General features: G+C 65.5%; 19 protein-coding genes, 1 tRNA gene and 1 pseudogene. 14 read left to right on the plus strand and 7 right to left on the minus strand.

Features of this window, described 5'->3' with window-relative positions:
- Nucleotides 1-32 precede the first annotated feature (32 nt).
- On the minus strand, nucleotides 33-1082 hold the full coding sequence (locus ACP7DD_RS05100; protein WP_426173815.1) for an ABC transporter ATP-binding protein: 1050 nt from the start codon (nucleotides 1080-1082) through the stop codon (nucleotides 33-35).
- Between the two features lie 85 nt (nucleotides 1083-1167).
- Between ACP7DD_RS05100 and ACP7DD_RS05105 the strand changes: the two genes are divergently transcribed.
- Nucleotides 1168-2814: an ABC transporter permease gene (locus ACP7DD_RS05105; RefSeq protein WP_426173626.1), complete on the plus strand. Its 1647-nt coding sequence runs from the start codon at nucleotides 1168-1170 to the stop codon at nucleotides 2812-2814.
- 17 nt (nucleotides 2815-2831) lie between these two features.
- Here the strand turns inward: ACP7DD_RS05105 and ACP7DD_RS05110 are convergent, their stop codons facing one another.
- The 4 genes from ACP7DD_RS05110 to ACP7DD_RS05125 all read right to left on the minus strand — a co-directional run bounded on the left by ACP7DD_RS05110 (nucleotide 2832) and on the right by ACP7DD_RS05125 (nucleotide 5867).
- Nucleotides 2832-3848 (minus strand): Fe(3+) ABC transporter substrate-binding protein, encoded by a 1017-nt coding sequence (locus tag ACP7DD_RS05110; protein WP_426173627.1) that lies wholly within the window; start codon nucleotides 3846-3848, stop codon nucleotides 2832-2834.
- Between the two features lie 81 nt (nucleotides 3849-3929).
- Nucleotides 3930-4724 (minus strand): UDP-2,3-diacylglucosamine diphosphatase, encoded by a 795-nt coding sequence (locus ACP7DD_RS05115; protein ID WP_426173628.1) that lies wholly within the window; start codon nucleotides 4722-4724, stop codon nucleotides 3930-3932.
- Complete coding sequence (locus ACP7DD_RS05120) at nucleotides 4721-5215, minus strand: peptidylprolyl isomerase (protein WP_426173629.1); 495 nt, start codon at nucleotides 5213-5215, stop codon at nucleotides 4721-4723. Before ACP7DD_RS05120 ends, ACP7DD_RS05115 begins: the two co-directional genes overlap by 4 nt.
- 58 nt (nucleotides 5216-5273) lie before the next feature.
- Nucleotides 5274-5867 carry a peptidylprolyl isomerase gene (locus tag ACP7DD_RS05125; RefSeq protein WP_426173630.1) on the minus strand — a complete coding sequence of 198 codons (594 nt, stop codon included), beginning with the start codon at nucleotides 5865-5867 and terminating at the stop codon, nucleotides 5274-5276.
- A 263-nt stretch (nucleotides 5868-6130) separates the two neighbouring features.
- Between ACP7DD_RS05125 and cysS the strand changes: the two genes are divergently transcribed.
- From cysS to ACP7DD_RS05175, 10 genes and pseudogenes are all read left to right on the plus strand, one after another.
- Nucleotides 6131-7516: a cysteine--tRNA ligase gene (gene cysS / locus ACP7DD_RS05130; protein ID WP_426173631.1), complete on the plus strand. Its 1386-nt coding sequence runs from the start codon at nucleotides 6131-6133 to the stop codon at nucleotides 7514-7516.
- Nucleotides 7516-8175 (plus strand): DNA-3-methyladenine glycosylase family protein, encoded by a 660-nt coding sequence (locus tag ACP7DD_RS05135; protein WP_426173816.1) that lies wholly within the window; start codon nucleotides 7516-7518, stop codon nucleotides 8173-8175. The genes cysS and ACP7DD_RS05135 overlap by 1 nt, the downstream gene beginning before the upstream one ends.
- A gap of 59 nt (nucleotides 8176-8234) precedes the next feature.
- Nucleotides 8235-9212, plus strand: a complete 978-nt coding sequence (locus ACP7DD_RS05140; RefSeq protein WP_133113145.1) for an acetyl-CoA carboxylase carboxyltransferase subunit alpha — start codon at nucleotides 8235-8237, stop codon at nucleotides 9210-9212.
- A complete protein-coding gene (gene tilS / locus ACP7DD_RS05145) occupies nucleotides 9209-10624 on the plus strand; it encodes a tRNA lysidine(34) synthetase TilS (RefSeq protein WP_426173632.1) in 1416 nt (471 codons plus the stop codon). Before ACP7DD_RS05140 ends, tilS begins: the two co-directional genes overlap by 4 nt.
- A gap of 130 nt (nucleotides 10625-10754) precedes the next feature.
- Complete coding sequence (locus tag ACP7DD_RS05150; RefSeq protein WP_426173633.1) at nucleotides 10755-12005, plus strand: aspartate kinase; 1251 nt, start codon at nucleotides 10755-10757, stop codon at nucleotides 12003-12005.
- A 97-nt stretch (nucleotides 12006-12102) separates the two neighbouring features.
- A tRNA-Ser gene (locus tag ACP7DD_RS05155) sits at nucleotides 12103-12195 on the plus strand.
- A 202-nt stretch (nucleotides 12196-12397) separates the two neighbouring features.
- Nucleotides 12398-12665: pseudogene (locus ACP7DD_RS05160) on the plus strand (transposase).
- A 466-nt stretch (nucleotides 12666-13131) separates the two neighbouring features.
- Complete coding sequence (locus tag ACP7DD_RS05165) at nucleotides 13132-13830, plus strand: ABC transporter substrate-binding protein (RefSeq protein ID WP_426173634.1); 699 nt, start codon at nucleotides 13132-13134, stop codon at nucleotides 13828-13830.
- A complete protein-coding gene (locus ACP7DD_RS05170; protein ID WP_426173635.1) occupies nucleotides 13791-14249 on the plus strand; it encodes a hypothetical protein in 459 nt (152 codons plus the stop codon). Before ACP7DD_RS05165 ends, ACP7DD_RS05170 begins: the two co-directional genes overlap by 40 nt.
- 2 nt (nucleotides 14250-14251) lie before the next feature.
- The gene (locus ACP7DD_RS05175; protein WP_426173636.1) at nucleotides 14252-16699 is read left to right on the plus strand and encodes a PAS domain-containing sensor histidine kinase; all 2448 of its coding nucleotides are present in this window, start codon (nucleotides 14252-14254) and stop codon (nucleotides 16697-16699) included.
- Between the two features lie 42 nt (nucleotides 16700-16741).
- Here ACP7DD_RS05175 and ACP7DD_RS05180 read toward each other — a convergent pair whose 3' ends face one another.
- Nucleotides 16742-17644 (minus strand): histidine kinase dimerization/phospho-acceptor domain-containing protein, encoded by a 903-nt coding sequence (locus ACP7DD_RS05180; protein ID WP_426173637.1) that lies wholly within the window; start codon nucleotides 17642-17644, stop codon nucleotides 16742-16744.
- Nucleotides 17645-17857: 213 nt separating this feature from the next.
- On the opposite strand from ACP7DD_RS05180, the gene ACP7DD_RS05185 reads away from it, so the two are divergent.
- On the plus strand, nucleotides 17858-18103 hold the full coding sequence (locus ACP7DD_RS05185) for a hypothetical protein (RefSeq protein ID WP_426173638.1): 246 nt from the start codon (nucleotides 17858-17860) through the stop codon (nucleotides 18101-18103).
- Nucleotides 18104-18314: 211 nt separating this feature from the next.
- Here the strand turns inward: ACP7DD_RS05185 and ACP7DD_RS05190 are convergent, their stop codons facing one another.
- The gene (locus ACP7DD_RS05190) at nucleotides 18315-18668 is read right to left on the minus strand and encodes a hypothetical protein (RefSeq protein WP_426173639.1); all 354 of its coding nucleotides are present in this window, start codon (nucleotides 18666-18668) and stop codon (nucleotides 18315-18317) included.
- Here ACP7DD_RS05190 and ACP7DD_RS05195 point away from each other — a divergent pair.
- Nucleotides 18667-18801: a hypothetical protein gene (locus ACP7DD_RS05195; protein WP_426173640.1), complete on the plus strand. Its 135-nt coding sequence runs from the start codon at nucleotides 18667-18669 to the stop codon at nucleotides 18799-18801. The genes ACP7DD_RS05190 and ACP7DD_RS05195 overlap by 2 nt on opposite strands.
- 159 nt (nucleotides 18802-18960) lie before the next feature.
- Nucleotides 18961-23523, plus strand: coding sequence for a CHASE domain-containing protein (locus tag ACP7DD_RS05200; RefSeq protein WP_426173641.1), 4563 nt, complete (start codon nucleotides 18961-18963; stop codon nucleotides 23521-23523).
- Nucleotides 23524-23544: the final 21 nt, after the last annotated feature.

Raw genomic sequence — 23544 nt, forward strand, 5'->3', positions numbered from 1 at the left:
AATGTCAACTAGTTATTGAACCGGTGTACGAATCAGTCGAGCGGCGGTGCGGGGAACGCCACCACGTGGTCGACCGCCATGCGGATGCCGATCGGTTCGCCGATGGCGTGGTTGTGGTGGCTCGGCACCAGCGACAGCAGCTGGGCGCCGCTGGCCAGCGTCAGCGTGTAAAGGAAATCGGCGCCGCGGAACGCCTTGGCGGCGACTTCGGCCTTCAGGTCGCTGGCGTCGTCGTGCAAGATGTCGTCGGGACGCAGCAGCACGCGCACCATCGTGCCCGGTTCGGCGCTGCCGGTGTTCGACGTCAGCGTGCCCAGTTCGATCCGGATGCGGCCCTTTTCGACGATGGTCCCCGCCAGCAACACGCCTTGGCCAACGAAGTCGGCTACGAATCGGTTCGCCGGCTGGTGGTAGACGTTGTAGGGGGTGTCCCACTGCTGGATACGGCCCTGGTGCATCACGCCGATCTGGTCGGCCAGCGCGAACGCTTCGTGCTGGTCGTGGGTGACGAGGATGGCGGTGGTGCCTTCGGCCTTGAGAATGTTGCGCACCTCGAGCGCCAGCCGTTCGCGCAGGTCGACATCCAGATTGGAGAACGGTTCGTCGAGCAACAGCAGGCGCGGGCGTGGCGCCAGCGCGCGCGCCAGCGCCACCCGCTGCTGCTGGCCGCCGGACAATTCGTGCGGATACTTGCGTTCCTGCCCGGCCAGGCCGACCGTCTCGAGCAGTTCGGCCACGCGCGCGCGCCGTTGCTGGCCGCTGGCGTTGCGCAGGCCGAAAGCGATATTCGCCGCCACCGTCAGGTGCGGAAACAGCGCGTAATCCTGGAACACCATGCCGATGCGGCGCTGCTCGGCGGGCAGATGCGCGCGTGCGCTGCCGATCACGCGCCCGGCCAGGATCACTTCGCCGGCATCGACATGCTCGAAGCCGGCGATGCAGCGCAGCACGGTCGTCTTGCCGCAGCCGGAAGGGCCGAGCAGGCAACCGATCTCGCCGGCCTCGAGCTGCATCGACAAGCGGTCGACCACGGTCTGCTTGCCATGCGCGAAGGAGATAACGTTCAGTTCGAGGATGGGCATTGGCAGCAAGAAATTGTTGAGTAATCCATTATAATTCTCATTCTCACTGACGGGACGCGCGTTGCAGACATCAGGACTTTCCTTCATGAAGCTAAGCGGCCGCGGCAGCTTTTCCGCGCTCGTCGCCGGCTCCCTGCTGGTGGCGCTGATGCTTGCCGTGCCGATCTTCAGCATCGCCGCCAATCTGCTGCTTGGCGGCGCCGGCGACACCTGGCGCCACCTGGCATCGACCGTGCTTCCCGACTACATCCTCAACACGTTGATTCTGTGCGCCGGCGTTGGCGCCGGCGTCATCGTGGTGGGCGTGTCGACGGCATGGCTGGTCAGCATCCACGATTTTCCCGGACGCCGCATGTTCGAATGGGCGCTGGTGCTGCCGCTGGCGGTGCCGGCCTACGTCATGGCGTACGCCTACACCGACCTGCTGCAGTTCGTCGGGCCGGTGCAGACGTGGCTGCGCGAAACGTTCAACCTGGCGCCGGGCGCCTACTGGTTTCCCGATATTCGCACCGTGGGTGGCGCCTGCGCCGTGTTCGTGTTCGTGTTGTACCCATATGTGTACCTGCTGGCGCGCGCGGCCTTCGTCGAGCGCGCCGGCGGCATGCTCGAAGCGGGGCGCTCGCTCGGGCTTGGACCCTGGGAAAACTTCTGGCGCGTCTCGCTGCCGCTGGCACGGCCGGCCATCGCCGCCGGCGCCTCGCTGGCGCTGATGGAGACGCTGGCCGATTATGGCGCCGTCACCTATTTTGGCGTGCCGACCTTTACTAGCGGAATTTATCGCGCCTGGTTTTCGCTGGGCGACCGCGTCGCCGCCGCGCAACTGGCGGCGTTGCTGCTCGGCTTCGTCGCGCTGGTGCTGTTCGTCGAACGCGTCACGCGCGGGCGGGCGCGCTTTCACAACACGACCGGGCGCAGCCGGCCGCATCCGGGACGCCGGTTGCATGGCGTGAAGGCTGCCGGTGCGGTCGCGGTTTGCCTGCTGCCGCTCGCGCTCGGCTTCCTGGTGCCGGCCGGCGCGCTGCTGCAGATGGCGCTGTCGGAAGGCGACGCGCAGTTCGGCGCGCGCTTCGTCGACCTGGCGCGCAACAGTTTCGTGCTGGCGGCGGCGACCGCGGTGGCAGCGGTCATCGTCGCCGTGCTGCTGGCGTACGCCGCGCGGCTGTCGGGACAGTGGTTGCCGCGGACGGTCAACCGTCTTGTCGGCCTCGGCTACGCCGTGCCCGGTTCGGTCATCGCGGTCGGCATCCTGATCCCGGTGACGCGGCTCGATGTGTGGCTGGCCGTGCAGGTACAGGCGATCACCGGCCACGCGCCCGGGCTGCTGCTGACCGGCGGCATCGCCACGATGGTATATGCCTACCTGGTGCGTTTCCTGACGGTGTCGCTGCAGACGGTGGAGGCGAGCCTGGGCAAGATCACGCCGACCATGGACGACGCCGCCCGTTCGCTCGGCTTCGGCCATGCCGCCACGTTGCGGCGCGTGCACCTGCCGCTGCTGCGCGCCGGCCTGCTGACGGCGGGCCTGCTGGTGTTCGTCGATGTGATGAAGGAGTTGCCGGCCACGCTGGTGATGCGGCCGTTCAATTTCGATACGCTGGCGACGCAGGCACACGCGCTGGCATCGGACGAGCGGCTGGCCGAGGCGTCCACCGCGGCGCTGGCGATCGTGGTGGTGGGCGTGCTGCCGCTGATCCTGCTGTCGTGGCAGATCGCGCGCAGCCGTCCCAAATAACAGACGCTAGCGCGAGCTTACTTCCAGCCGGCGCGGTCGTAGATCTTTTGCACCGTCGCCTGGTTCTTCGACAGCTTGCCGACGTGGATGGTATCGGCCTTGAAGCTGCCCAACGCCGCCAGGCCAGGATTGGTGATCTTCACGGTGGCGACCACCGGCCACTCGTTGTTGCCGTCGGCAAAGTAGAGCTGCGCCTGGTCGGACGCGAGGTATTCCAGGAACTTGATCGCCGCCGCCTTGTGCGGCGCGTTTTTCAGGATGCCGCCGCCTGACACGTTGATGTGCGTGCCGGTACTTTTCTGGTTCGGCCAGACGACGCCGAAGCCGGCAACCGCCTTCTTGTCCTCGGGTTTGTCGGAGCGCATCATGCGCGCCACGTAGTAGCTGTTGGCCAGCGCGACGCCGCATTCGCCGGCCGCGACCGACTTGATCTGGTCGGTGTCGCCGCCTTTTGGAGCGCGCGCGAAATTTGCCACCATGCCCTTGGCCCAGGCTTCCGTCTGCGCTTCGCCGAGATGTTCCACCAGCGCCGCGCCCAGCGACAGGTTGTATGGGTGCGAGCCGGAGCGCACGCAGACCTTGCCTTTCAGCCTGGGACTGGCAAGGTCCTGATAATTCTGCACATCGGCCGGGTTGACCGTCGCCTTGTTGTAGACGATCACGCGCGCGCGGGTCGAAAAGGCAATCCAGTCCTCGGTGCGCAAGTGCGCCGGTACACGCGATTCGAGCAGCTTCGACTTCCACGGCGCGAACAGTTGCAGTTCGTCGGCCTTGGCCAGGCGCGCGGCGTCGACGGTGATGAAGATGTCCGCAGGGCTGTTGGCGCCTTCGTTCCTGATGCGTTCAAGCAGCTCGTTCTCGCCTGCTTCGATGCGGTTGATCTTGATGCCTGTCTGCTTGGTGAAATCGGCATACAGCGCCTCGTCCGTCTGGTAGTGACGCGACGAGTACAGGTTCAGTTCGTTTTGAGCGAGGGCCGTTCCCGCGCTGCCGGCCAGCAGGGCGGCGATAACGCCTAGTTTCAGACTGTTCATGGCGATGGATTCTTTTCAGGGAAGGAGGTAGCGTTAATCATAAATGATTCTCATTTAGCGCGCCAAGCTATTTGAACGGTGTCAGGCCAGAATCATGCCGTCGACGTCATGGCGCGTGATGGCGCCGTCGCTGTCCACCGCGATCCACCCGCCCCGGGCTGGACTGGCGTCGAGCTCCCAGTCCGGCAGCACGTAACGGCGCTTGCCGCCGGCCTCGTGCAGGGCAGGGCGGTGGGTGTGGCCGTGGATGATGGTGTCGGCGCCGCTGGCGGCGTACAGTGCGTCAATCGCGCCGGCGGTGACATCCATGATCTCGATGGTCTTGTTGCCGTGCGCCTCGCGGCTGCCTTCGCGCAGGCCGGCGATGATCGTCTTGCGCTGCGCCAGCGGCAGCGCCAGGAATTGCCGCTGCCAGGTCGGCTCGCGCACCTGGGCGCGGAACGCCATGTAGTTGGTGTCGGCGGTGCATTGGGCGTCGCCATGGACCAGCGCGATGCGGCGCCCGCCGATCGTGGCCACGTGCGGTTCGGCAAGCAACGTCAGGCCGGCAGCGTCCGCAAAGCCCTGGCCGACGAGGAAGTCGCGGTTGCCGGCGATCCAGAACACGGCGACGCCGGCGTCGACGACCGCGCGGATTGCATCGATGATCGACTGGGGAAACGGCGAACCGAGGTCGTCGTCGCCTGCCCAGTATTCGAACAGGTCGCCGAGAAGATAGAGTGCGCGCGCCGCCTTGGCGTGTTCCGTCAGAAAGCGGAAGAAGGCGTCGGCGGTGCGCGGGTGCGACTCCTGCAGGTGCAGGTCAGATATCAGTAGCGCCACAGGGTGCGCGGGCAGGCTGTGCGGTGTTGCCGGATTCGCCTGCCCGGCTATCATGCAAGCACTTCGACTTTTTCGATGATCACCGGCTCGGCAGGCACGTCGGCGAACATGCCGCTGCGGCCGGTCTTGACCTTGTTGATCTGGTCGACGATGTCGGCGCCTTCGGTCACTTTGCCGAACACGGCGTAGCCCCAGCCGTCCTGGCCAGGATAGTCGAGGAAGCTGTTGTTCTTGGTGTTGATGAAGAACTGCGCCGAGGCCGAATGCGGATCCGAGGTGCGCGCCATTGCCAGCGTGTACTTGTCGTTCTTCAAGCCGTTCTTGCCTTCGTTTTCGACCGTCTGGTCGGCCGGCTTCTGCTTCATGCCTGGCTCGAAACCGCCGCCCTGGACCATGAAGTCGGCGATGACGCGGTGGAAAATGGTGTTGTTGTAGTGTCCCTTGTTGGCGTAGTCGATGAAGTTGGCGACCGTCTTCGGCGCTTTGGCATCGTCCAGCTCGGCGGTGATGTTGCCCATGTTGGTGGTGATGAGTACTTTGGTCATGATGTGTCCTTTGTAGTTGGTGTTGTATGTGTTCGTTGATGCGCGTGCATCCGCTATGTTAACGTTTGACGACGCTGGCCGACTGGATCACGATCGGCACGATGGGCACATTGGCCTGGCCGCGAACGTCGTCGACGACGACGGCCTTGATCTTGTCGACCACTTCCTGGCCCTGCACGACCTTGCCGAACACGGTGTAGCCGAAACCGTCGCGGCCCGGATAATCGAGCGGGGTATTGTCGGCCACGTTGATGAAGAACTGCGACGTCGCCGAATCGGGATCGGCGGTACGCGCCATCGCCACCGAATAGGAAACGTTGCGCAAGCCGTTACTGGCCTCGTTCTTGACCGGCTTGCCGGTTTTTTTGGTCACCAGCTTGGCGTCCATGCCGCCGCCCTGGATCATGAAACCGTCGATCACGCGGTGGAAAATGGTGCCCTTGTAATGGCCCGTCTTGACGTACTGGAGGAAGTTGGCGACCGTCTTCGGCGCCTTTTCCTGGTCCAGTTCGAGGACGATGTCGCCCATCGTCGTCTTCAGCGTGACCTGCGGCGCGTCGGCGGCCAGCACCGCGGCGCTGAACGTGACGCCGAAAAAGACGGTCAGAAAGCGGGCAAGCAGTGGCTTGAAGGGCGATTTCGAGAAGTGCATTTGGGGCTTCCTTTTGATGGATATGGCGCAAAGAGCTGTCAAGCCTTTTGCTGAAAAATAAACCTCAACCATATGCGGCCAGTGGGGTTTTTATCAATGCTATACTTTGCGCAGAACGTCCATTCTATCAAAGAAGAACAATACAGCGGGTTCCGACGATATCGAATTTATACCGGTTGCAATGGCGCATGCCCGTTGGGTAGATCGCGCCGGCTAGCGGTATTGTCCTATCGTCGTGCCCGCTATTATCAAGCATGAGTCCGATGAGCCAACTTAAGATCTACAACACGCTGGCGCGTGACAAGCAGGAATTCGTCCCTATCGTCGCCGGCAAGGTCGGCATGTATGTCTGCGGCATGACGATCTACGATTACTGCCACATCGGCCATGCGCGCATGATGATGGCGTTCGACGTCATCTACCGCTGGCTCAAGGCATCGGGCTATGACGTCACGTACGTGCGCAACATCACCGACATCGACGACAAGATCATCAAGCGCGCGGTCGAGAACGGCGAAACGATTTCGCAGCTGACCTCGCGGTTCGAGAAGCTGATGGACGAAGACAGCACCGCGCTCGGCATCCTGGCGCCGACGGTGGTGCCGCACGCCACCGAATACGTGCCGCAGATGCTGGCCATCATCGAGCTGCTGGAAAAGAACGGCCTGGCGTACGCGTCGGACGACGGCGACGTCAACTACGCTGTGCGCAACTTCACCGGCTACGGCAAGCTGTCGGGCAAGTCGCTCGACGACCTGCGCGCCGGCGAGCGCGTCGACGTCAACACCGGCAAGCGCGACCCGCTCGACTTCGTGTTGTGGAAGGCGTCGAAAGCATCCGAGCCGGACGAAGTGAAGTGGCCGTCGAAATGGGGCAGCGGCCGGCCGGGCTGGCACATCGAGTGCTCGGCGATGTCGTGCGCCACGCTCGGCAAGCACTTCGACATCCACGGCGGCGGCGCCGACCTGCAGTTCCCGCACCACGAAAACGAGATCGCCCAGTCGGAAGGCGCGTTCGGCGAGCCGATGGCCAACTTCTGGGTGCACAACGGTTTCGTGCGCGTCGATAACGAAAAGATGTCCAAGTCGCTGGGCAACTTCTTCACGATCCGCGACGTGCTGAAAAAATACGATGCCGAAGTGATCCGCTTCTTTATCCTGCGCGCCCACTACCGCAGTGCGCTGAACTATTCGGATGCGCACCTCGACGACGCCAAGCTCGCGCTGACGCGCCTGTACACCGCGCTCGACGGCATCGACCCGGGCGCCGGCAACAGCGCCGTCGACTGGGACGAAGCGCACGCAATCCGTTTCCGCGAGGCGATGGACGACGACTTCAACACGCCGATCGCGATGGCCGCGCTGTTCGACCTCGCCACCGAAGTGAACAAGAGTCGGTCGCCGCAGCAGGCGCGCCAGTTCAAGGCGCTCGCTGCGGTGATCGGCCTGCTCGAACGCAGCCCGCACGAATTCTTGCAAGGCTCCGGCGAGCAGTCGCCGGAGGCGATCCAGCAGATGATCGACGCGCGCATCGTGGCCAAGAAGGCGCGCAATTTTGCCGAGTCCGACAAGATCCGCGCCGACCTGCTGGCTGCCGGCATCATCCTCGAAGACAAGCCGGATGGCACCACCAATTGGCGCCGCGCATGATGGCGCTGAACAGGGACGCCGTGGGCACGGGCTCGCTGATTCTCGAAGTGCCGTCTTACTGGGAAGATGCCAAGGCCGAGCTGATGAAGCGCGACCGCATCATGAAAAAGCTGATCCCGCAATTCGGCGACCTGCACCTGGTCGGCCATCCGGATCCGTTTACCACGCTGGCGCGCTCGGTGGTCGGGCAGCAGGTGACGAACAAGGCGGCCGACATTGCGTGGAACAAGTTGCTGATCGTCTGTCCGAAGATCACGCCGGCGCAGGTGATCAAGGCCGGCGCCGAGCAGTTGTCCGGCTGCGGCCTGTCCAAGCGCAAGACCGAATACATCCTCGACCTGGCCGACCATTTCAAGGCCAAGCGCGTGCATGCAAACCAGTGGGCGGAGATGGCCGACGAAGCCGTCATCGCCGAGCTGGTGCAGATCCGCGGCATCACGCGCTGGACGGCGGAAATGTTCCTCATCTTTAACCTGCTGCGGCCGAACGTGCTGCCGCTCGACGACCCCGGCCTGATCCTCGGCATCAGCCACAACTATTTCTCCGGCGAACCTGTCTCGCGCAGCGATGCGCGCGAGGTGTCCGCCAACTGGGAGCCGTGGCGCACCGTCGCCACGTGGTATTTGTGGCGTAGCCTCGATCCGGTTCCGGTAGAATAGCGCCTGCATCAGCCGCGCTGAGGGTGAGCTGCGGATGAGAAATAACACTCGGAGCAAAAATGATTAAAACAACTTTCCTCAATTTTGAGCAGCCCATTGCCGAGCTCGATTCCAAGATTGAAGAGCTGCGATTCGTGCAGGACGATTCGGCCGTCGACATCTCCGAAGAGATCGACCGGCTGGCCAAGAAGAGCCAGCAACTGACCAAGGACATCTACGCCAAGCTGACGCCTTGGCAGGTGTCGCAGATTTCGCGCCATCCGCAGCGCCCGTACACGCTGGACTACATCAGCGAAATCTTCACCGATTTCCATGAACTGCATGGCGATCGCTCGTTTGCGGACGACCTGGCCATCGTCGGCGGGCTGGCCCGTTTCAACGGCCAGTCATGCATGGTGATTGGCCACCAGAAAGGGCGCGACACCAAAGAGCGCGCGCTGCGCAACTTCGGCATGCCCAAGCCGGAAGGCTACCGCAAGGCGATGCGCCTGATGAAGCTGGCCGAAAAATTCGGCATCCCCGTCTTCACGTTTGTCGACACCACCGGTGCCTGGCCCGGCATCGACGCCGAGGAGCGCGGCCAGTCCGAGGCGATCGGCCACAACCTGTACGTGATGGCCGAATTGAAAGTGCCGCTGATTGCCACCATCATCGGCGAAGGCGGCTCCGGCGGCGCCCTGGCGCTGGCGGTCGGCGACGCCGTGCTGATGCTGCAATACGCTACGTACTCGGTCATTTCGCCGGAAGGCTGCGCCTCGATCCTGTGGAAGACCGCCGAGCGCGCGTCCGACGCCGCCGACGCGCTCGGCCTGACCGCGCACCGCCTGAAGGCAATGGGCCTGATCGACAAGATCATCAACGAGCCGCTCGGCGGCGCCCATCGCGATCCGAAAGCGATGGCCGTGATGCTCAAGCGCGCACTGGCCGACACGCTGCGCCAGTTCCACGGCATGAAGACCAAGGACTTGCTGGAAGCCCGTCACGAAAAACTGATGAGCTACGGTAAATTCAAGGAAACCACGCCCGCAGAAGAGTGAGCCGGCAGCACACCGGGGCCCTGCCGGACACGTTCGCGCGGGCGCTCGATGCGTTGGCGCTGCGCGAACCAGCAATACCCTCGATGGCGATCGCCTTGTCCGGCGGCCTCGATTCGTCCGCGCTGCTGCACCTGGCGCATGGCTACGCGCGCCAGCATGGCCTGGCGCTGTTCGCCTTCCACGTCCACCACGGCATCAGTCCCAACGCCGATGCGTGGTTTGAGCATTGCAAGACCAGCTGCGACGCCGTCGGCATCACCTTCGACGCCCGCCGCGTCACGCTAGCCAAGGGCAAGTCCGGCGTTGAGGCGGCAGCCCGAAAGCTGCGCTACGCCGCGCTCGGCGACATGTGCCAGGCCCACGGCGTACGGCTGATGCTCACTGCCCATCATCTCGACGACCAGGCCGAAACGGTGCTGCTGCAGTTGCTACGCGGTTCCGGCACCGCCGGCCTGTCCGGCATGGACGCGGCCAACAGCGCGCCTGAACTGCTCGGCAACCCCGACCTGGTGATGGCGCGTCCCTTGCTGCCGGTCGCCCGCGAGGCGCTCGAGGTCTACGTCAGCGAGCAGGCCATCGCCTACATCGACGACGAATCGAACACCGACCCGCGCTACGCGCGCAATGCACTGCGCCTGCAGGTGATGCCGGCGCTGGCGCAGGCGTTTCCCGGCTTTCAGGAACGCTTCGCGCGCAGCGCCGCGCACGCCCAGTCGGCGCAGCGCATGCTCACCGAGCTGGCCTCGCAGGACCTGGCCGGCTGCCTGGTCGACGACACCATCGACGTCGCCAAGCTGCGCGCGATGAGCACCGACCGCGTGCAAAACCTGCTGCGCCACTGGTTCGCCACGCGCGCGCTGCGCATGCCGTCGACCGCCTGGCTGGGCGAAATGGTGACCCAGCTGGTGGAGGCGCGCCCTGACGCGCAGTTGCTGGTGACCCATCCCGACTGCCACATCCGGCGCCATCGCGACCGCCTGTACATCACGCCCAAGCTGGGCGACCTGGCCGGCCTGCGCGACCCCGACGATGAGGGCATCTTCGTCAAGAATGGACAAGCGTTCCGCTGGCAAGGCGAAGCCGAGATCGCGTTTCCGGATTATGGCGGCACGCTGTATTTCGACGAGGCCGAGGAGGGCGTCGACCCGGCCTGGCTGCGCGAGCAGCCGCTGCAGATCGACTTTCGCAAGGGCGGCGAAAAGTTGAAACCTTCCGTAAACCGTCCGACGCGCAGTCTGAAGTACCACTATCAGGCGTCCAACGTGCCGGCATGGGAGCGCACGCGCCTGCCGATCGTCACCGCCGGCAAGGCGTTGCTGTTCGCCGCCGGCATCGGCATGGATTGCCATCACCTTGCAACGGGCCCGGCGCCGCTGATCCGCTTCCGCTGGAAAAGCGACGCTGCCGGCTGACAATTCGAAAAGTGCATTACCATATATCCATTCGGTATAGCTTTCCGAATTTTTTCGGCTTGTGATTTTGCACTGCAGCATGTAGAGTTAAGCCCTCTTTTTCATTACTTAGAGCGGAAATAGCACCCATATGGCTTTAATTGTCCACAAATACGGCGGCACGTCGATGGGATCGACGGACCGTATCAAGAATGTCGCAGCGCGCGTGGCCAAATGGCACGATGCCGGCCACCAGATCGTCGTGGTGCCGTCGGCCATGTCGGGCGAAACGAACCGCCTGATCGGCATGGCGCGCGAAATCATGGGCGACCAGCCCGATCCGCGCGAGCTGGACATGATCTGCTCGACCGGCGAGCAAGTCTCGGTCGGCCTGCTGGCCATGGCGCTGCTGGCGATTGGCAAGGATGCCGTGTCGTACGCCGGCTGGCAGGTTGCCATCAAGACCGATTCATCATTCACCAAGGCGCGCATCCAGTCGATCGACGACACCAAGGTGCGCGCAGACCTCGACTCGGGCAAGATCGTCATCATCACCGGCTTCCAGGGCGTCGACGACGACGGCAACATTTCGACCCTCGGCCGCGGCGGTTCCGACACCTCGGCGGTGGCAATTGCCGCCGCGATGAAGGCAGACGAGTGCCTGATCTACACCGATGTCGACGGCGTCTACACGACCGACCCGCGGGTGGTGTCCGAAGCGCGCCGCCTGAAGACGGTGACGTTCGAAGAAATGCTCGAGATGGCCTCGCTCGGCTCGAAGGTACTGCAGAGCCGCTCGGTGGAATTTGCCGGCAACTACCGCGTGCCGACCCGCGTGCTGTCGTCGCTGACCGACCCGCTGATGCCGCTGGAACAAGAAGCCAATTCGGGCACCCTGATTTCGTTTGAGGAAGATACAAATATGGAACAAGCCGTCATTTCCGGGATCGCCTTCAACCGCGATGAAGCCAAGATCACGATCCTGGGCGTGCCCGACAAACCGGGCGTGGCCTACCACATCCTGGGACCTGTGTCGGACGCCAACATCGAAGTCGACATGATCATCCAGAACCAGTCGGTGGCCGGCAAGACCGATTTCACGTTTACCGTCTCGCGCGGCGAGTACGCCAAGGCGATGGGCGTGCTGGAAGGCGTCAAGGGCGAAATCGGCGCCGCCAGCGTGCTCGGCGACGCCAAGGTGTCGAAAGTGTCGGTGGTGGGCGTGGGCATGCGCAGCCACGTCGGCGTGGCCTCGCAGATGTTTCGCACGCTGTCGGAAGAGGGCATCAACATCCTGATGATCTCTACGTCCGAGATCAAGATTTCGGTGCTGATTGACGAAAAATACATGGAACTGGCTGTACGGGCGCTGCACAAGGCGTTCGATTTGGAAAAAGCATAACTTTATCGAAAAAAGTTGGGCTGTTCCATTGACCGAACAGGTCTGCAACAAGTACCATTGCGGTCTTCTGATCTGGTGATGTTTGCTCGATGGGAAAGGAGACGTGGCCGAGTGGCCGAAGGCACATCCCTGCTAAGGATGCATACGGCTTATACCTGTATCGTGGGTTCGAATCCCACCGTCTCCGCCATATACTTGTCCTAGGTCATCCTAGGATGTTTAAAAACCCGCTGTTCTCCTAGAGGCAGCGGGTTTTTTTTGTCCTGTACTGTACCGAAGCGTTCTCGTATGTCTAGGTTCTTTGGGGGGGCGTTTGGGGGCTCGCCGAAAAACTCCGCCACTGGAGGCCTCGTTTTGAAGTGCTCGAACGGCTCGGCTACACCCATAAAGTGGTGTTTTCTCCGCGCGGCAAGGCGGGAACGGAGATTGAGCCCTTCAAGTGGCTCAGCGTCTTGCTGGAGAATCTGAACACCGCTTTGTCCGGAACTCATCACGCGTTCAAATTTGCGAAGTACGCCCGGCGATACCTCGCCGAGGTCCAATACCGCTTCAACCGGCGCTGACATGGCCGCCATGGTGCCGCGGTTAGCGGTCGCCGTGGCACAGACGAGGCCGTGTCCAAAACGGGTGGTATTCGGCAAGGCTGAGGTACGAACATAATCAGGTCCATTCAAGTGGCCTCGATCCGACTAAAGAGCAAATTGCAGATTTGCGTACCGAGGCCGCCTCGTTCGCAAACGACAAGCCGTCGTTCGTAATAATGATCGAGCAGGGCAAGGCGGTGCCTGCGCCGATCTGGTCCACCAGGTGCACGGCGCTGTGGCGCTGCCTGCGACAGCCGGGGGCGCTGGCGCGAGGATCGCAAGCTGATCTGATCGCGGCCGGTTGGTCCCGCTTGCCGCTGAACGTCGGCGCTTCGCAAGCACCGGTGCTGTCTGTACAGCGGGCGCGGCGCGCGAAAGCGCAGCCATTTGCCTATCGGGCAGGTGGGCACCCCAATCGTCGGCCGCGCCGGTGAAACAACCGGTAAAATATTGCTTTCTATAAAGCGCACTAGAAGATGAAGAAATTTCCATACCCGTTCAGCGGCGCACGGCGCGGCGCAATTCGCGGCTGCTGGCTGGGCATGATGGCGCTCGCCGGTGCCGTCCACGCGGCCGAGCCGGCACCGGTCCGGGTCGGTATCGATGCCGAATTCGGCCTGCAGCACAGTACGTCCGCCCAAGCTGCCGAGCTAGGCGTGCGCAGCGCGATCGACGAGATCAATGCGAGCTGCGGCGTGTTGCAAGGGCGCAAGCTCGAACTCGTTGTCAGGGATCACCGGTCGATTCCGGCGCGCGGTATCAGCAATATTGCACAGTTCGCGGCAATGCCCGACCTGGTCGCCGTCTTCGGCGGACGCTTCAGCCCGGTCATCATCGAGGAATTGCCAATATTTAAGGCAACCAAGACCCTGTTCCTGGCGCCCTGGTCATCGGCGGACGCCATTGTCGACAACGGCATGCACCCCAACTACGTCTTCCGCCTTTCCCTGCGCGACAGTCTGGCGATGCCGAGCTTGCTCGGCGCTGCGCGCAAACGCGGACTGAAGAAGGTCGGCCTGTTGTTGACCAACACATCCTGGGGCCGCAGCAACCTTGCCGCGGCCGACAGTTTCATGGCGAACGCACGCGACATGAAGGTGGTGCGCACTGCCTGGTACAACTGGCGCGACACCTCCCTGGTCGAGCATTACAAGGCGCTGCTGGCAGCGAACGACGACGAAGCGGCAATCCTCGTTCGCGAGTGGCCGCGCTGGCGCCGTCCCAGCGTTTTCCCATCCTGAGCCACTGGGGCGTTACCGGCGGCGAGTTCGCCAGGCAGGCCGGACCGGCACTGCAACAGGTCGATTTCTCGGTGATCCAGACCTTCAGTTTCTTCAATGCGCAGCCGGCCATGGTGGAGCGCTTCCTTCAACACGCATCGAACGTCTCGTCGGTGCGCCGCATCGAGGACATCAAGGCGCCGGTCGGCGTTGCCCACGCCTATGACCTGATGCATCTGTTGGCCAAGGCGATCAACCTGGCTGGCAGTACGCAGCGCAGCGCCGTGCGTGATGCCCTGGAACGACTGCCCGCGCACCGCGGCCTGGTCAAGCTGTATCAACCGGCCTTTACCGCCGCGCGCCACGAAGCGCTCGGCGCGCGCGAACTGCTGATGGCGCGCTATCGCGCCGACGGCGTGCTAGTGCCGGCGAAGGACTAGCAATGATTGGACGCTTTTTCGGCACGGCGAGCCTGGCGCGGCGCTTCGCGCTGGCCGCTGCGGTTTTGACGGCGAGCGCGATCATCCTCGTCGCGCTCGCTTCCGCCGCGCTGATCCGGCACCAGAGCGCCAGCGCCGATGCATTGCTGAGGCAGCGCGAGATGGCCTTCAATGCTATCCTCGTGGGCAACAACCTGGCGGCGCTGTCGTCGCGCGTCGCTGAGTTGGCGAACAGCCCGATGCTGGCCAATGCGCTGGTCGACAGCGCCGGCAAGGAGACCTATCTGACGCCGTTCCTGCGCGAAATGGGACAAATCAACGGCATGCCGATTCAGCTGATCCTGACCGATTTTGAAGGCAAGGAGATCGCCACCAACGGCGCGGCCGCGTTCGGCAGTGAAGAGATCGCCTGGTTGCCGGATCAGCTTGCCGCCAATTCGGAGCGTCCGCTAATCGTCGATACTGCCCGGGGCGCCCGGCTGGTCGGCATCAGGCTGCTGCGGTATGTCCGCACGAATGGCGCGGAAGGGGCGGTCATGTACAGCGTCGGGCTGGCCGACCTGGCGCCGGTGGACTGGGCCCATGTAATCCGGCCCACGCAGACGCGCCGCGATGGCCGGCGCGCGGCGCTGTCGGTCGCGCTCGACCAGCCGGTCGAATTTGCCACGCTGGGATTGCGCCTGGAAGCGAAGCCCAGCCATTTTTCCGACGCGCTGATCGATCCGGCGCCGAACTATGCCATCATCGCCACCATCGCGCTGGCGATGGCTGGCTGTGTATTTCTGCTGGCATCGCGCCTGGCGTTCGGGCTGACGCGCGACCTGCGTCACCTCGACCATTTTGCCAGCAACCTCGGTGAAGAAGGCATCGGCAGCCAGCGCGCTGAACTGGTGGGCAGCATCGAGGTGACCAGCCTGGCGCGCTCGATCAAACGCATGCTCGACCGGCTTTACCAGCAACAGCTCCGCATACTGCATGAACGCAACCGGTTCGTCGAACTGGCCAACACGATACCCCAGCTTGCCTGGATTGCCGAGCCGGACGGCACGATCAGCTGGTTTAACGACCGCTGGTATGCCTACACCGGGGCGGCGCCGGCGCAGATGCAGGACGGCGGCTGGATGGCGTGGCACCAGAGCGATGCGTTGCCGGCGGTGCTGGCCGAATGGCAGGCGGCAATGGCGAGCGGCAATCCGGCGCAGATGACGTTTTCGCTGCGCGGGGCCGACGGTCGGTACCGGCGCTTTTTCACCTCCGTGGCGCCGTTGCGCGACAGCCAGGGCCGCATCGTGCAGTGGTTCGGCACGAATACCGACCTGTCGCAACTGGAGCAGCCCGAACTGGTGGCCCGCCGCAGCGAAGCGCGGCTCCATCAGGGGATGGTGGCGGCACGGATGGCGGTCTGGGACTGGGACCTGGGCACGGGCAAGGTCGGTTTCTCGGCCAACCTGAGCAGCGTTTTTGGCGCCGAATGGAATCGGATCGACCGCGCCTGGGAGCTGGTACACCCTGACGATGTGGCCGAACTGCGCGCGGCGGTGGCGGCGGCGGTGGCCACCGGCAGCCAGTACCATGCCATCGTGCGCGTCATGCGCGGCGCCGACGCGCCGCTGCTGTGGGCCGACATGCGCGGCCAGGTCGGCATCGGCGTCGACGGCGGCCACGGCGTGGTGCACGCGGTGGCGATCGACGTCACCGAACGCATGCGGGCCGAGGAAGCTCTGCGCCAGGCCGACCGCAGCAAGGACGAGTTCCTGGCGATGCTCGCGCACGAGCTGCGCAACCCGCTGGCGCCCATCAGTAGCGGCGCCGAACTGCTCAAGCTCGGCGTGCTTTCCGGCGAGCGTGCGGCGGGTACCGGCGAAGTCATCGCGCGCCAGGTGGCGCACATGACGCACCTGGTCAATGATTTGCTCGATGTCTCGCGCGTCACCCGCGGCTTGGTCTCGATCACCGCCGCGCCGCTCGACCTGCGGCAGGTCGTGCAGGAGTCGGTCGAGCAAACCCGGCCCCTGATCGACACGCGCGGCCACCGTTTGACGGTGGCGCTGCCGGCCGAGCCGGTGTGGGTCGACGGCGACCATACCCGGCTGGTCCAGGTGATGTCGAACTTGCTCAACAATTCTGCCAAATTTACCGCCGCCGACGGCGACATCGGTGTCGCGCTGTTCGTCGACTACGCCGGCGCGGTGCTGACGGTGCGCGACAATGGCAGCGGCATCAGTGCGCAATTGCTGCCTAACGTCTTCGATCTATTTACCCAAGGCAAAAGAGCGCTCGATCGTTCGCAGGGCGGCCTTGGCCTCGGATTGGCGCTGGTGAAAAAACTGATCGAGCTGCATGGCGGCAGCGTCGTGGCGGCCAGCGCCGGCGTCGGCCATGGCAGCGTCATGACGATTACACTACCGCTGCACGGCGAGCGCCCGCCCGGCCTGGCCGGCGCCGCGTAAGGCGTTCGCCCGCCGGCCGCGCGGCACGCCGGTGCCGTCGCCTCATGCCTGGCCCAGCAACGCGGCCAGCTTGTCCGGGTCGACCGGCTTGACCAGATACTCGTCGAAGCCGGCCGCCAGGGCGCGCTCGCGGTCGCCGCTGCCGGCATACCCGGTCACCGCGATCAGGCGGCACGCCGCCGTTGCCGGCGAGTCGCGCAAGGCCCGCCGCTGCGGTGGCGATGATGTCGCCACCGTCGGGCGTGACTTTGGCGGCATTGACCAGCAGGCTGGCAAATACCTGGACCAGGCGGTCGGCGTCGCCGGTGATGCCAGCGAAGGCGCCGTGAAGCGGTGCTTTTTTCGATCGAACAGCGGTTGCGCCTGTTCGGCGGCGTGTGCAAATACGGTCCTGAAGTCGAGCGACTCGCTCGACAGCGCCACCATGGCGCGGGTGACGCGCGAGACATCGAGCAGCCCCTCGTTCAGGCCGGTCATGTGCCTGATTTGGCGCTCGATGATCTGGCCCGTCTGCGTCAGGCGCGGCTGATCGAGGTGGCGGCCAGACTGCAGCACTGACGCGGCCAACGCAATCGGCGCGAGCGGATTGCGCAGTTCGTGCGCCAGCGTGGCGAGAAATTCGTTGTTGCGCGGGTCGGCCTGCTGCAGCGCAGCTGCTGCATTCTTGCGCTCGGTGATGTCGACGACGATGCCGACCATGCGCTGCGGAACCGTGCCATCGTTGAATACGGTACAGTGCGCCTCCATCCAGTGCACACTGGCGTCAGGCCAGATGACGCGCGATTCGAAATGCCATTCGCGCTCGCCGGTGAGGGCCTGCGCGAACTGGCGCTGGACGTCGACCCGGTCTCCGGATGCACATGGGGTTGCCGTGTCATTGGCCAGATCCAGATCCCAGTCGCCGATTTTTCGCGCCGACAGCATGAACTGGTAGGTTGCGGCCACTTCGCGCGCACGCGATTGCGCTATGTCCAGTTCGGCGGTACGCTGCGCGATGCGCGATGCGCGATTCCATCGATTCCAGCGATTGCCGCAGGTCGCGCAGGGCCGCCACCCGCCCGAACGCCGGTCGCAACTGCAGCGCCACTTCGTGCGCCACCGGGATGGCGGTGGCCGACCACGCGCGCGCCGGCGTGGCACAGAACGAGGGCGCTGGCGGTGCCGTCCGGGTCACTGTGCAGTACTACCAGCAAGGCCGCCGCCGCGGCGACGTCGGTGCCGCCGCGCAGCGGCGACGCAGCGCGGCCGGACGCGTATAGTTGCTCGACCGCAAAAACGTCGCCCGCTGCCGGCAGCGGCGATGCAGGCAGCGGCGCCAACGTCGGCCAGCACCGGCCCGTCGTGCTGCCATCGCCGGCGGGCCAGAGCAGCCGCGACCTCGGCGCGTCGCCGGCGCGGCTTTAGGCGGCGTGGAACACGGCGTCGAGGCCAAAATAGGCGCCGGCCAGTTGCGCCGCCGCGCTCATCGATCCCGCGTCATCGGCTGCGCCGCGTAGTCGATCGGCCAGTCAGAGCAGCAGCGCCTGCCTGCGTCCGGCCACCACCGGCTCGGTAATGTCGACGGCCGAACAGGTGATGGCGATGACGCGCTGCCAGCGTCGCGCAACGGCGTTAATTAGAGCGAAAACCAGGCATCCTCGATCGGCTCGTTGCGCGCGATGACAAAACGCTGGCCGGCCAGAGCGAACGCCTCGCCCGCAAATGCGCGCTCAACAAACGGACTGACCTGCGGCCAGATCTCGGCCCATACCTGCGGCGCCGGCGCCATGAAGGCGGCGGGATGCTTCTCGCTGAGCAATGGGACATAGACATCGTGGTACAGCAGGATGCGTTGCGGCCCCCACAGCAACGCCGTCGCCAGCGTCGACGCGAACGCGTGGCGCACGACGGCCCGCGAATCGGTATGCTGCGCGGTGAGGTCCAAACACCGTTGCGCCGGCGGTGGATTGGTTTGCAACAGGCGATTCATGGCTGAATTTCCAGGTAAAAATGCGGCATGGGAAAGGGTTTTCATGGGCGGCGTATTCGGTTGGCGCCGGGGACGGCTGACGCTCGGCTGTAACCAACAGAAAGTAGCTCAGTTGTGTGCCATCAACGCCTGACCATCCAATTGAACACGGTTAATCGGGCCACCGTGCAGTTGGGGCGCTGCGCCAGCACCGGCGGCGCGCTTCGACTTGCCTTGCGTCACGCCTTTGTATACTGTGACGTGACGGCGCGGGCGACCCAGGTCTGCGCCGAGACCGTCAAGGAGCTTTCCGGTGCATTCGAATCGTTGGTTGCGGATCTTGTTGGCCAACCTGGCGTTAGCGGCCGTTTATTACGGCATGGCGCGGCTCGGCCTGATGTTGGCGTTCGAGTCCACCAACGTTTCGCCGCTGTGGCCGCCATCGGGCATCGCGTTGGCCGCCCTGCTGCTGGTCGGGCGCCACGTCTGGCCGGGCGTCATGCTGGGCGCATTTTCGGCCAACCTTGTCGTCTTTCTCGGCAATGGCCAGCTTGGCGCCGGCGCCGCGCTGGCGACGTCGCTGGCGATCGCCGCCGGCAATACCATCGAGGCATTGGTGGCGGCCTGGCTGCTGCAACGCCTCGCTGCCCCGGCACACCTGCTCGGCAAACCTGAACATACCTATCCGTTCGTCGGCGCCACCGCCTTTGCGGCGGCGGCGGCGGCGCTGATCGGCACCACCAGCTTGCTGTGGGCCGGCATTGTGTCGCCGTCGGCGGTGCCGATGATCGCGGCGACCTGGTGGGTCGGCGATCTTGCCGGCATGCTCATCGTGGTGCCGTTGCTGTTGGCGTGGCGCGCCGCGCCGGCGCCGCGCGTCAGCGGCCGCTTGCGCGCCGGCGCCGAACTACTGGCGCTGCTCGCCGTGCTCGTCGCGCTGCTGTATCAGCCGCCCGACGGCGGCCAGCGCATCTGGCTGTTCGCCTTGCTCGTCTGCGTCGGCTGGGCCGCGCTGCGCTACGGTCGCCGCAGTGCCACGCTGGTGGTGCTGGTCGTCGCTGGCGCGTCGGTGCTGGCGACCACGCAAGGCCTCGGGCCGTTTGCCGCCGGCAGCCGCAACGAGGCACTGTTTGGCCTCGAAGTGTTCATCGGGCTGTTCAGCACGGTGGGCATCTTGCTGGCCGCCGATGCCGAGACGCGCGCGCGACGCGATAGTGGCCTGGGCGGCTGGCTGCACTGGGCAGTGCTGGCCGGCACCATGCTGCTGACCCTGGTGGCATGGCAGTACGTCACGGAGGAGACCGAACAGCGCGCCGCCGAGCGGTTTCGGGTCGAAATCGAAGAAGCCCGGCGCCGCGTCGCCGATCGGATCGATGCCTACGCGCAAATCCTGCACAGCGGCCGCGCGCTGCTGACGGCAACGCCCGGCCTGGTCGCGGCCGGCTGGGGCGATTTTGTGCGCGCCGTCGACGTCGACAAGAAGTATCCGGGCTTCCAGGTGCTCGGCGTGGCGCGCCGGGTGCGCGACCGCGCCGCGCTCGAGCGGCAGATGCATGCGGCCGGCTATCCCGAGTATGCGATCTGGCCGGCCGGCCAGCGCGAGTCGTATGTCGCCGTCGTCATGGTCGAACCGTTTGCCGGGCGCAACCTGCGGGCGTTCGGCTTCGACATGAATTCGGAGCCGGTGCGGCGCGCCGCGCTGACGCGGGCGATGCAAAGCGATGCGCTGGCCGTCAGCGGCAAGCTGACGCTGGTGCAGGAGGTCGGCAACGATCGCCAGGCCGGCTTCCTGATGTACCTGCCGGTGTACCGGCGCGGCGCGCCGCACGCCACCGCGGAGCAGCGTCATGCCGCAGTCGAATCGTACGTGTACGGCGCATTCCGCATGAACGACCTGATGCGGGGAATCCTCGGCGCCGAAGCGCCGGCCGTCTCGATCGAGTTGTTCGACGGTGTCGGCACGACGGCGGCGGCGCGCATGTTTGCCAGTGCGCCGGCGGCGCGCTCGGTCGACCGCGCCGCCGCTGCGTATGCGGGCACCACCAGCGTCGCGGTCGGCGACACGTTCTGGACCTTGCGCGTCAGTTCCCTGCCGGCGTTCGAGAGCGCCATCGACCGCGCCAAGGGACTGATCGTGCTGTTCGCCGGCACCCTGATCGCGCTTTTGCTTTTTGGAATGATGCGCGCGCTGCGCCAGACCAGCGAGGACGCGCTGGCGCTGGCCACCAGCATCAAAGGGGCGCTGCGCCAGTCCGAACACCGGTTCGCCATCCTGGTCGATTCGGCCAGCGAATTTTCCATCATCGCCACCGACCTGGACGGTGTGATCGAGGTCTTCAGCGTCGGCGCCGAACGCATGCTCGGCTATGACGCGAACGAACTGGTCGGCGTGGCGTCGCCGGCGCTGCTGCACGAGCCCGATGAACTGGCGGCGCGCGCGCTGGTGCTCAGCGCCGAACTGGGCGAGCCGGTGGCCGGTTTCGAAGTGCTTGTCGCCAAGGCCCGGCGTGGCCATGCCGAGACGGGCGAATGGACGTACCGGCGCAAGGACGGTGCGCGCCTGCCGGTGCAGCTCACGGTCAGTGCCATCCGCGACGCTGAAGGGGCGGTGATCGGCTTTCTCGGCATCGCCCGCGATATCACCGAGCAGAAGCGGATCGATCAGGACTTGCGCGTGGCATTGACGCGGGCCGACGCCGGCAGTCGCGCCAAGGGCGAATTCGTCGCCAACATGAGCCATGAATTGCGTACGCCGCTCAATGCGGTGCTGGGTATGGCGCAATTGTTGCAGCGCACCGCCCTGAATGACGGCCAGCGCCGCGACGTCGACGTCATCCGTAGCGCCGGCGCCGCGCTGCTGGCGATCCTCAACGACATTCTGGATTTTTCGAAGATCGAGGCCGGCAAGATGGCGCTGGCGTGCATGCCGTTGCGACTGGAGGATGTGGCGGCGTCGCTGGCAACGATGATGAGCCTGAATGCGCGTGAAAAGCCGCTGGTGCTGACGATTTCGCTCGATGCCGCCTTGCCGCCGGTGTTGCTGGGCGACGCGTTGCGCCTGCAGCAGGTGCTGGTCAACCTGGCCGGCAATGCCGTCAAATTTACCGAACACGGCCACGTGGCGGTGCGGCTGCGCAGCGCCGGCCGGCGCGACGACACGGTGACATTGGAAATGAGCATCCAGGATAGCGGCATCGGCATGAACGCCGAACAGCTCGACGGCGTCTTTTCCGAGTTTGCGCAGGCCGACTCGTCGACCACGCGCCGCTTCGGCGGCACTGGCCTCGGCCTGGCCATCTCGCGCCGCCTGGTTGCGATGATGGGCGGGCAAATCGCCGTGACCAGCGCGCTCGGCGCCGGCAGCGACTTCGTCGTGTCCTTGCCATTGGCGGTGGCGCCGGCCGATGCCGTCGGCGCCGTGTCGGCGTTGCCGGCGCTGCGCGTGCTGGTCGCCGACAGCGCCGCGGCCAGCGCCGCCGTGCTCGGCGCGGCGCTGGCCGCGCTCGGCTGCCACGCCGCGATGCTGGCGCCGCAGCGGGGCGGCGTCGCCGCCGCCGTTGCCGCGGCGGCGCCGGCGCAGGTCGTCCTGCTCGACCTGGGGCTGGCCGGCGACGATCCCGCGGCGCTCATCGAAACGCTGCGCGGCGGCACCAAGTGCGCCGTCGTGCTCATGCTCAGCGCGTATGAGCGCGCCGTGTTCGACTTCGACCCGGCCGCGCTGGGCGCCGATGCGGTGCTCGACAAGCCGGTCACGCCGGCGCCGTTGCGCAGCTGCCTGGCGGCGATCCTGGCGCGCAAGGGCGGCGGCGGCGGCGCCGCCGGCGCGCGCGCCGCGCCCGCCCCGAGCGTCACGCTGCTGCTGGTGGAAGACAATCTGCTCAACCAGGCGGTCGGCCGGCGCTTGCTCGAGGCGGCGGGCGCCCGGGTCGAGATTGCCGGCAACGGCCAGATCGCCGTCGACATGCTGCGCGCCGACCCTGGCCGCTTTGCGCTGGTGCTGCTCGACATCCAGATGCCGGTGATGGACGGCTTCCAGGCGATTGCACTGATCCGCGGCGAACTGGCGCTGGACCTGCCGGTGCTGGCGATGACGGCCGGCGTGATGGAACACGAGCGCGAGCGCTGCATCGCGGCCGGCATGAACGGCTTCATCGCCAAGCCGCTCGACGCCGAACGGTTGCTCGAGGAAATCGCGCGCCACCTGCCGCCGGCCGATGCGGCGCCGGCCGCAGCGCCGCCAGACGCCGCCGCGGGCGACGCCGACGGCGTGTTCGACGTCAGCAGCCTGGTCGACGAGGCCGACGCCGACGACGGCAACGCCCGCATCATGGCTTCACTGATCGGCGCGCTGGTCGATGCGGGCAGCGGGGAGCTTGACCAGGTCGCCGATGCCTGGCGCGAACAGCGTCTGCCGGCGGCGGCGCGCACGCTGCACGGCCTGCGCGGCTCGATCGGTTCGCTGGGTGCGTGGCGCTTCGCCGCTGCCGCGCTGGCGCTGGAGCGGGCCCTGCACGCGACCCCTGGCGACCATGCGCGGCTCGACCAGCTGCTGCTGAGCGCGCAGGCCGAACTCGGCGCGACCTTGCACGCGGCAGCGGCGTGGCTGGCGCGGCGCCGGCAGCCGGCGGCCGCCGCGGCGGTTGCCGGCGACGAGCTCAGCCGCCTTGGCCTGCTGCTCGGCGAGCGCAACCTTGCCGCCTGCGAGCTGTTTGCCCGCATCGAGCCTGGGCTGGCGCCGCTGGTCGGCGCCGAAGTGGCGCAGCAGTTGCGCCTGGCCATGCGCGTACTTGACTTCGAAAGCGCGGCCGCACTGCTCGCCGGCGACCCGGCCGCATACCTTCGCAGTCAGGCAGCGATGCTGGGCGCCTCCTCCTGATCGACGATTCTGACAAGGCCG

Source organism: Massilia sp. TWR1-2-2 (assembly GCF_049897565.1).
Taxonomy (GTDB): Bacteria; Pseudomonadota; Gammaproteobacteria; order Burkholderiales; family Burkholderiaceae_D; genus JAFCUW01.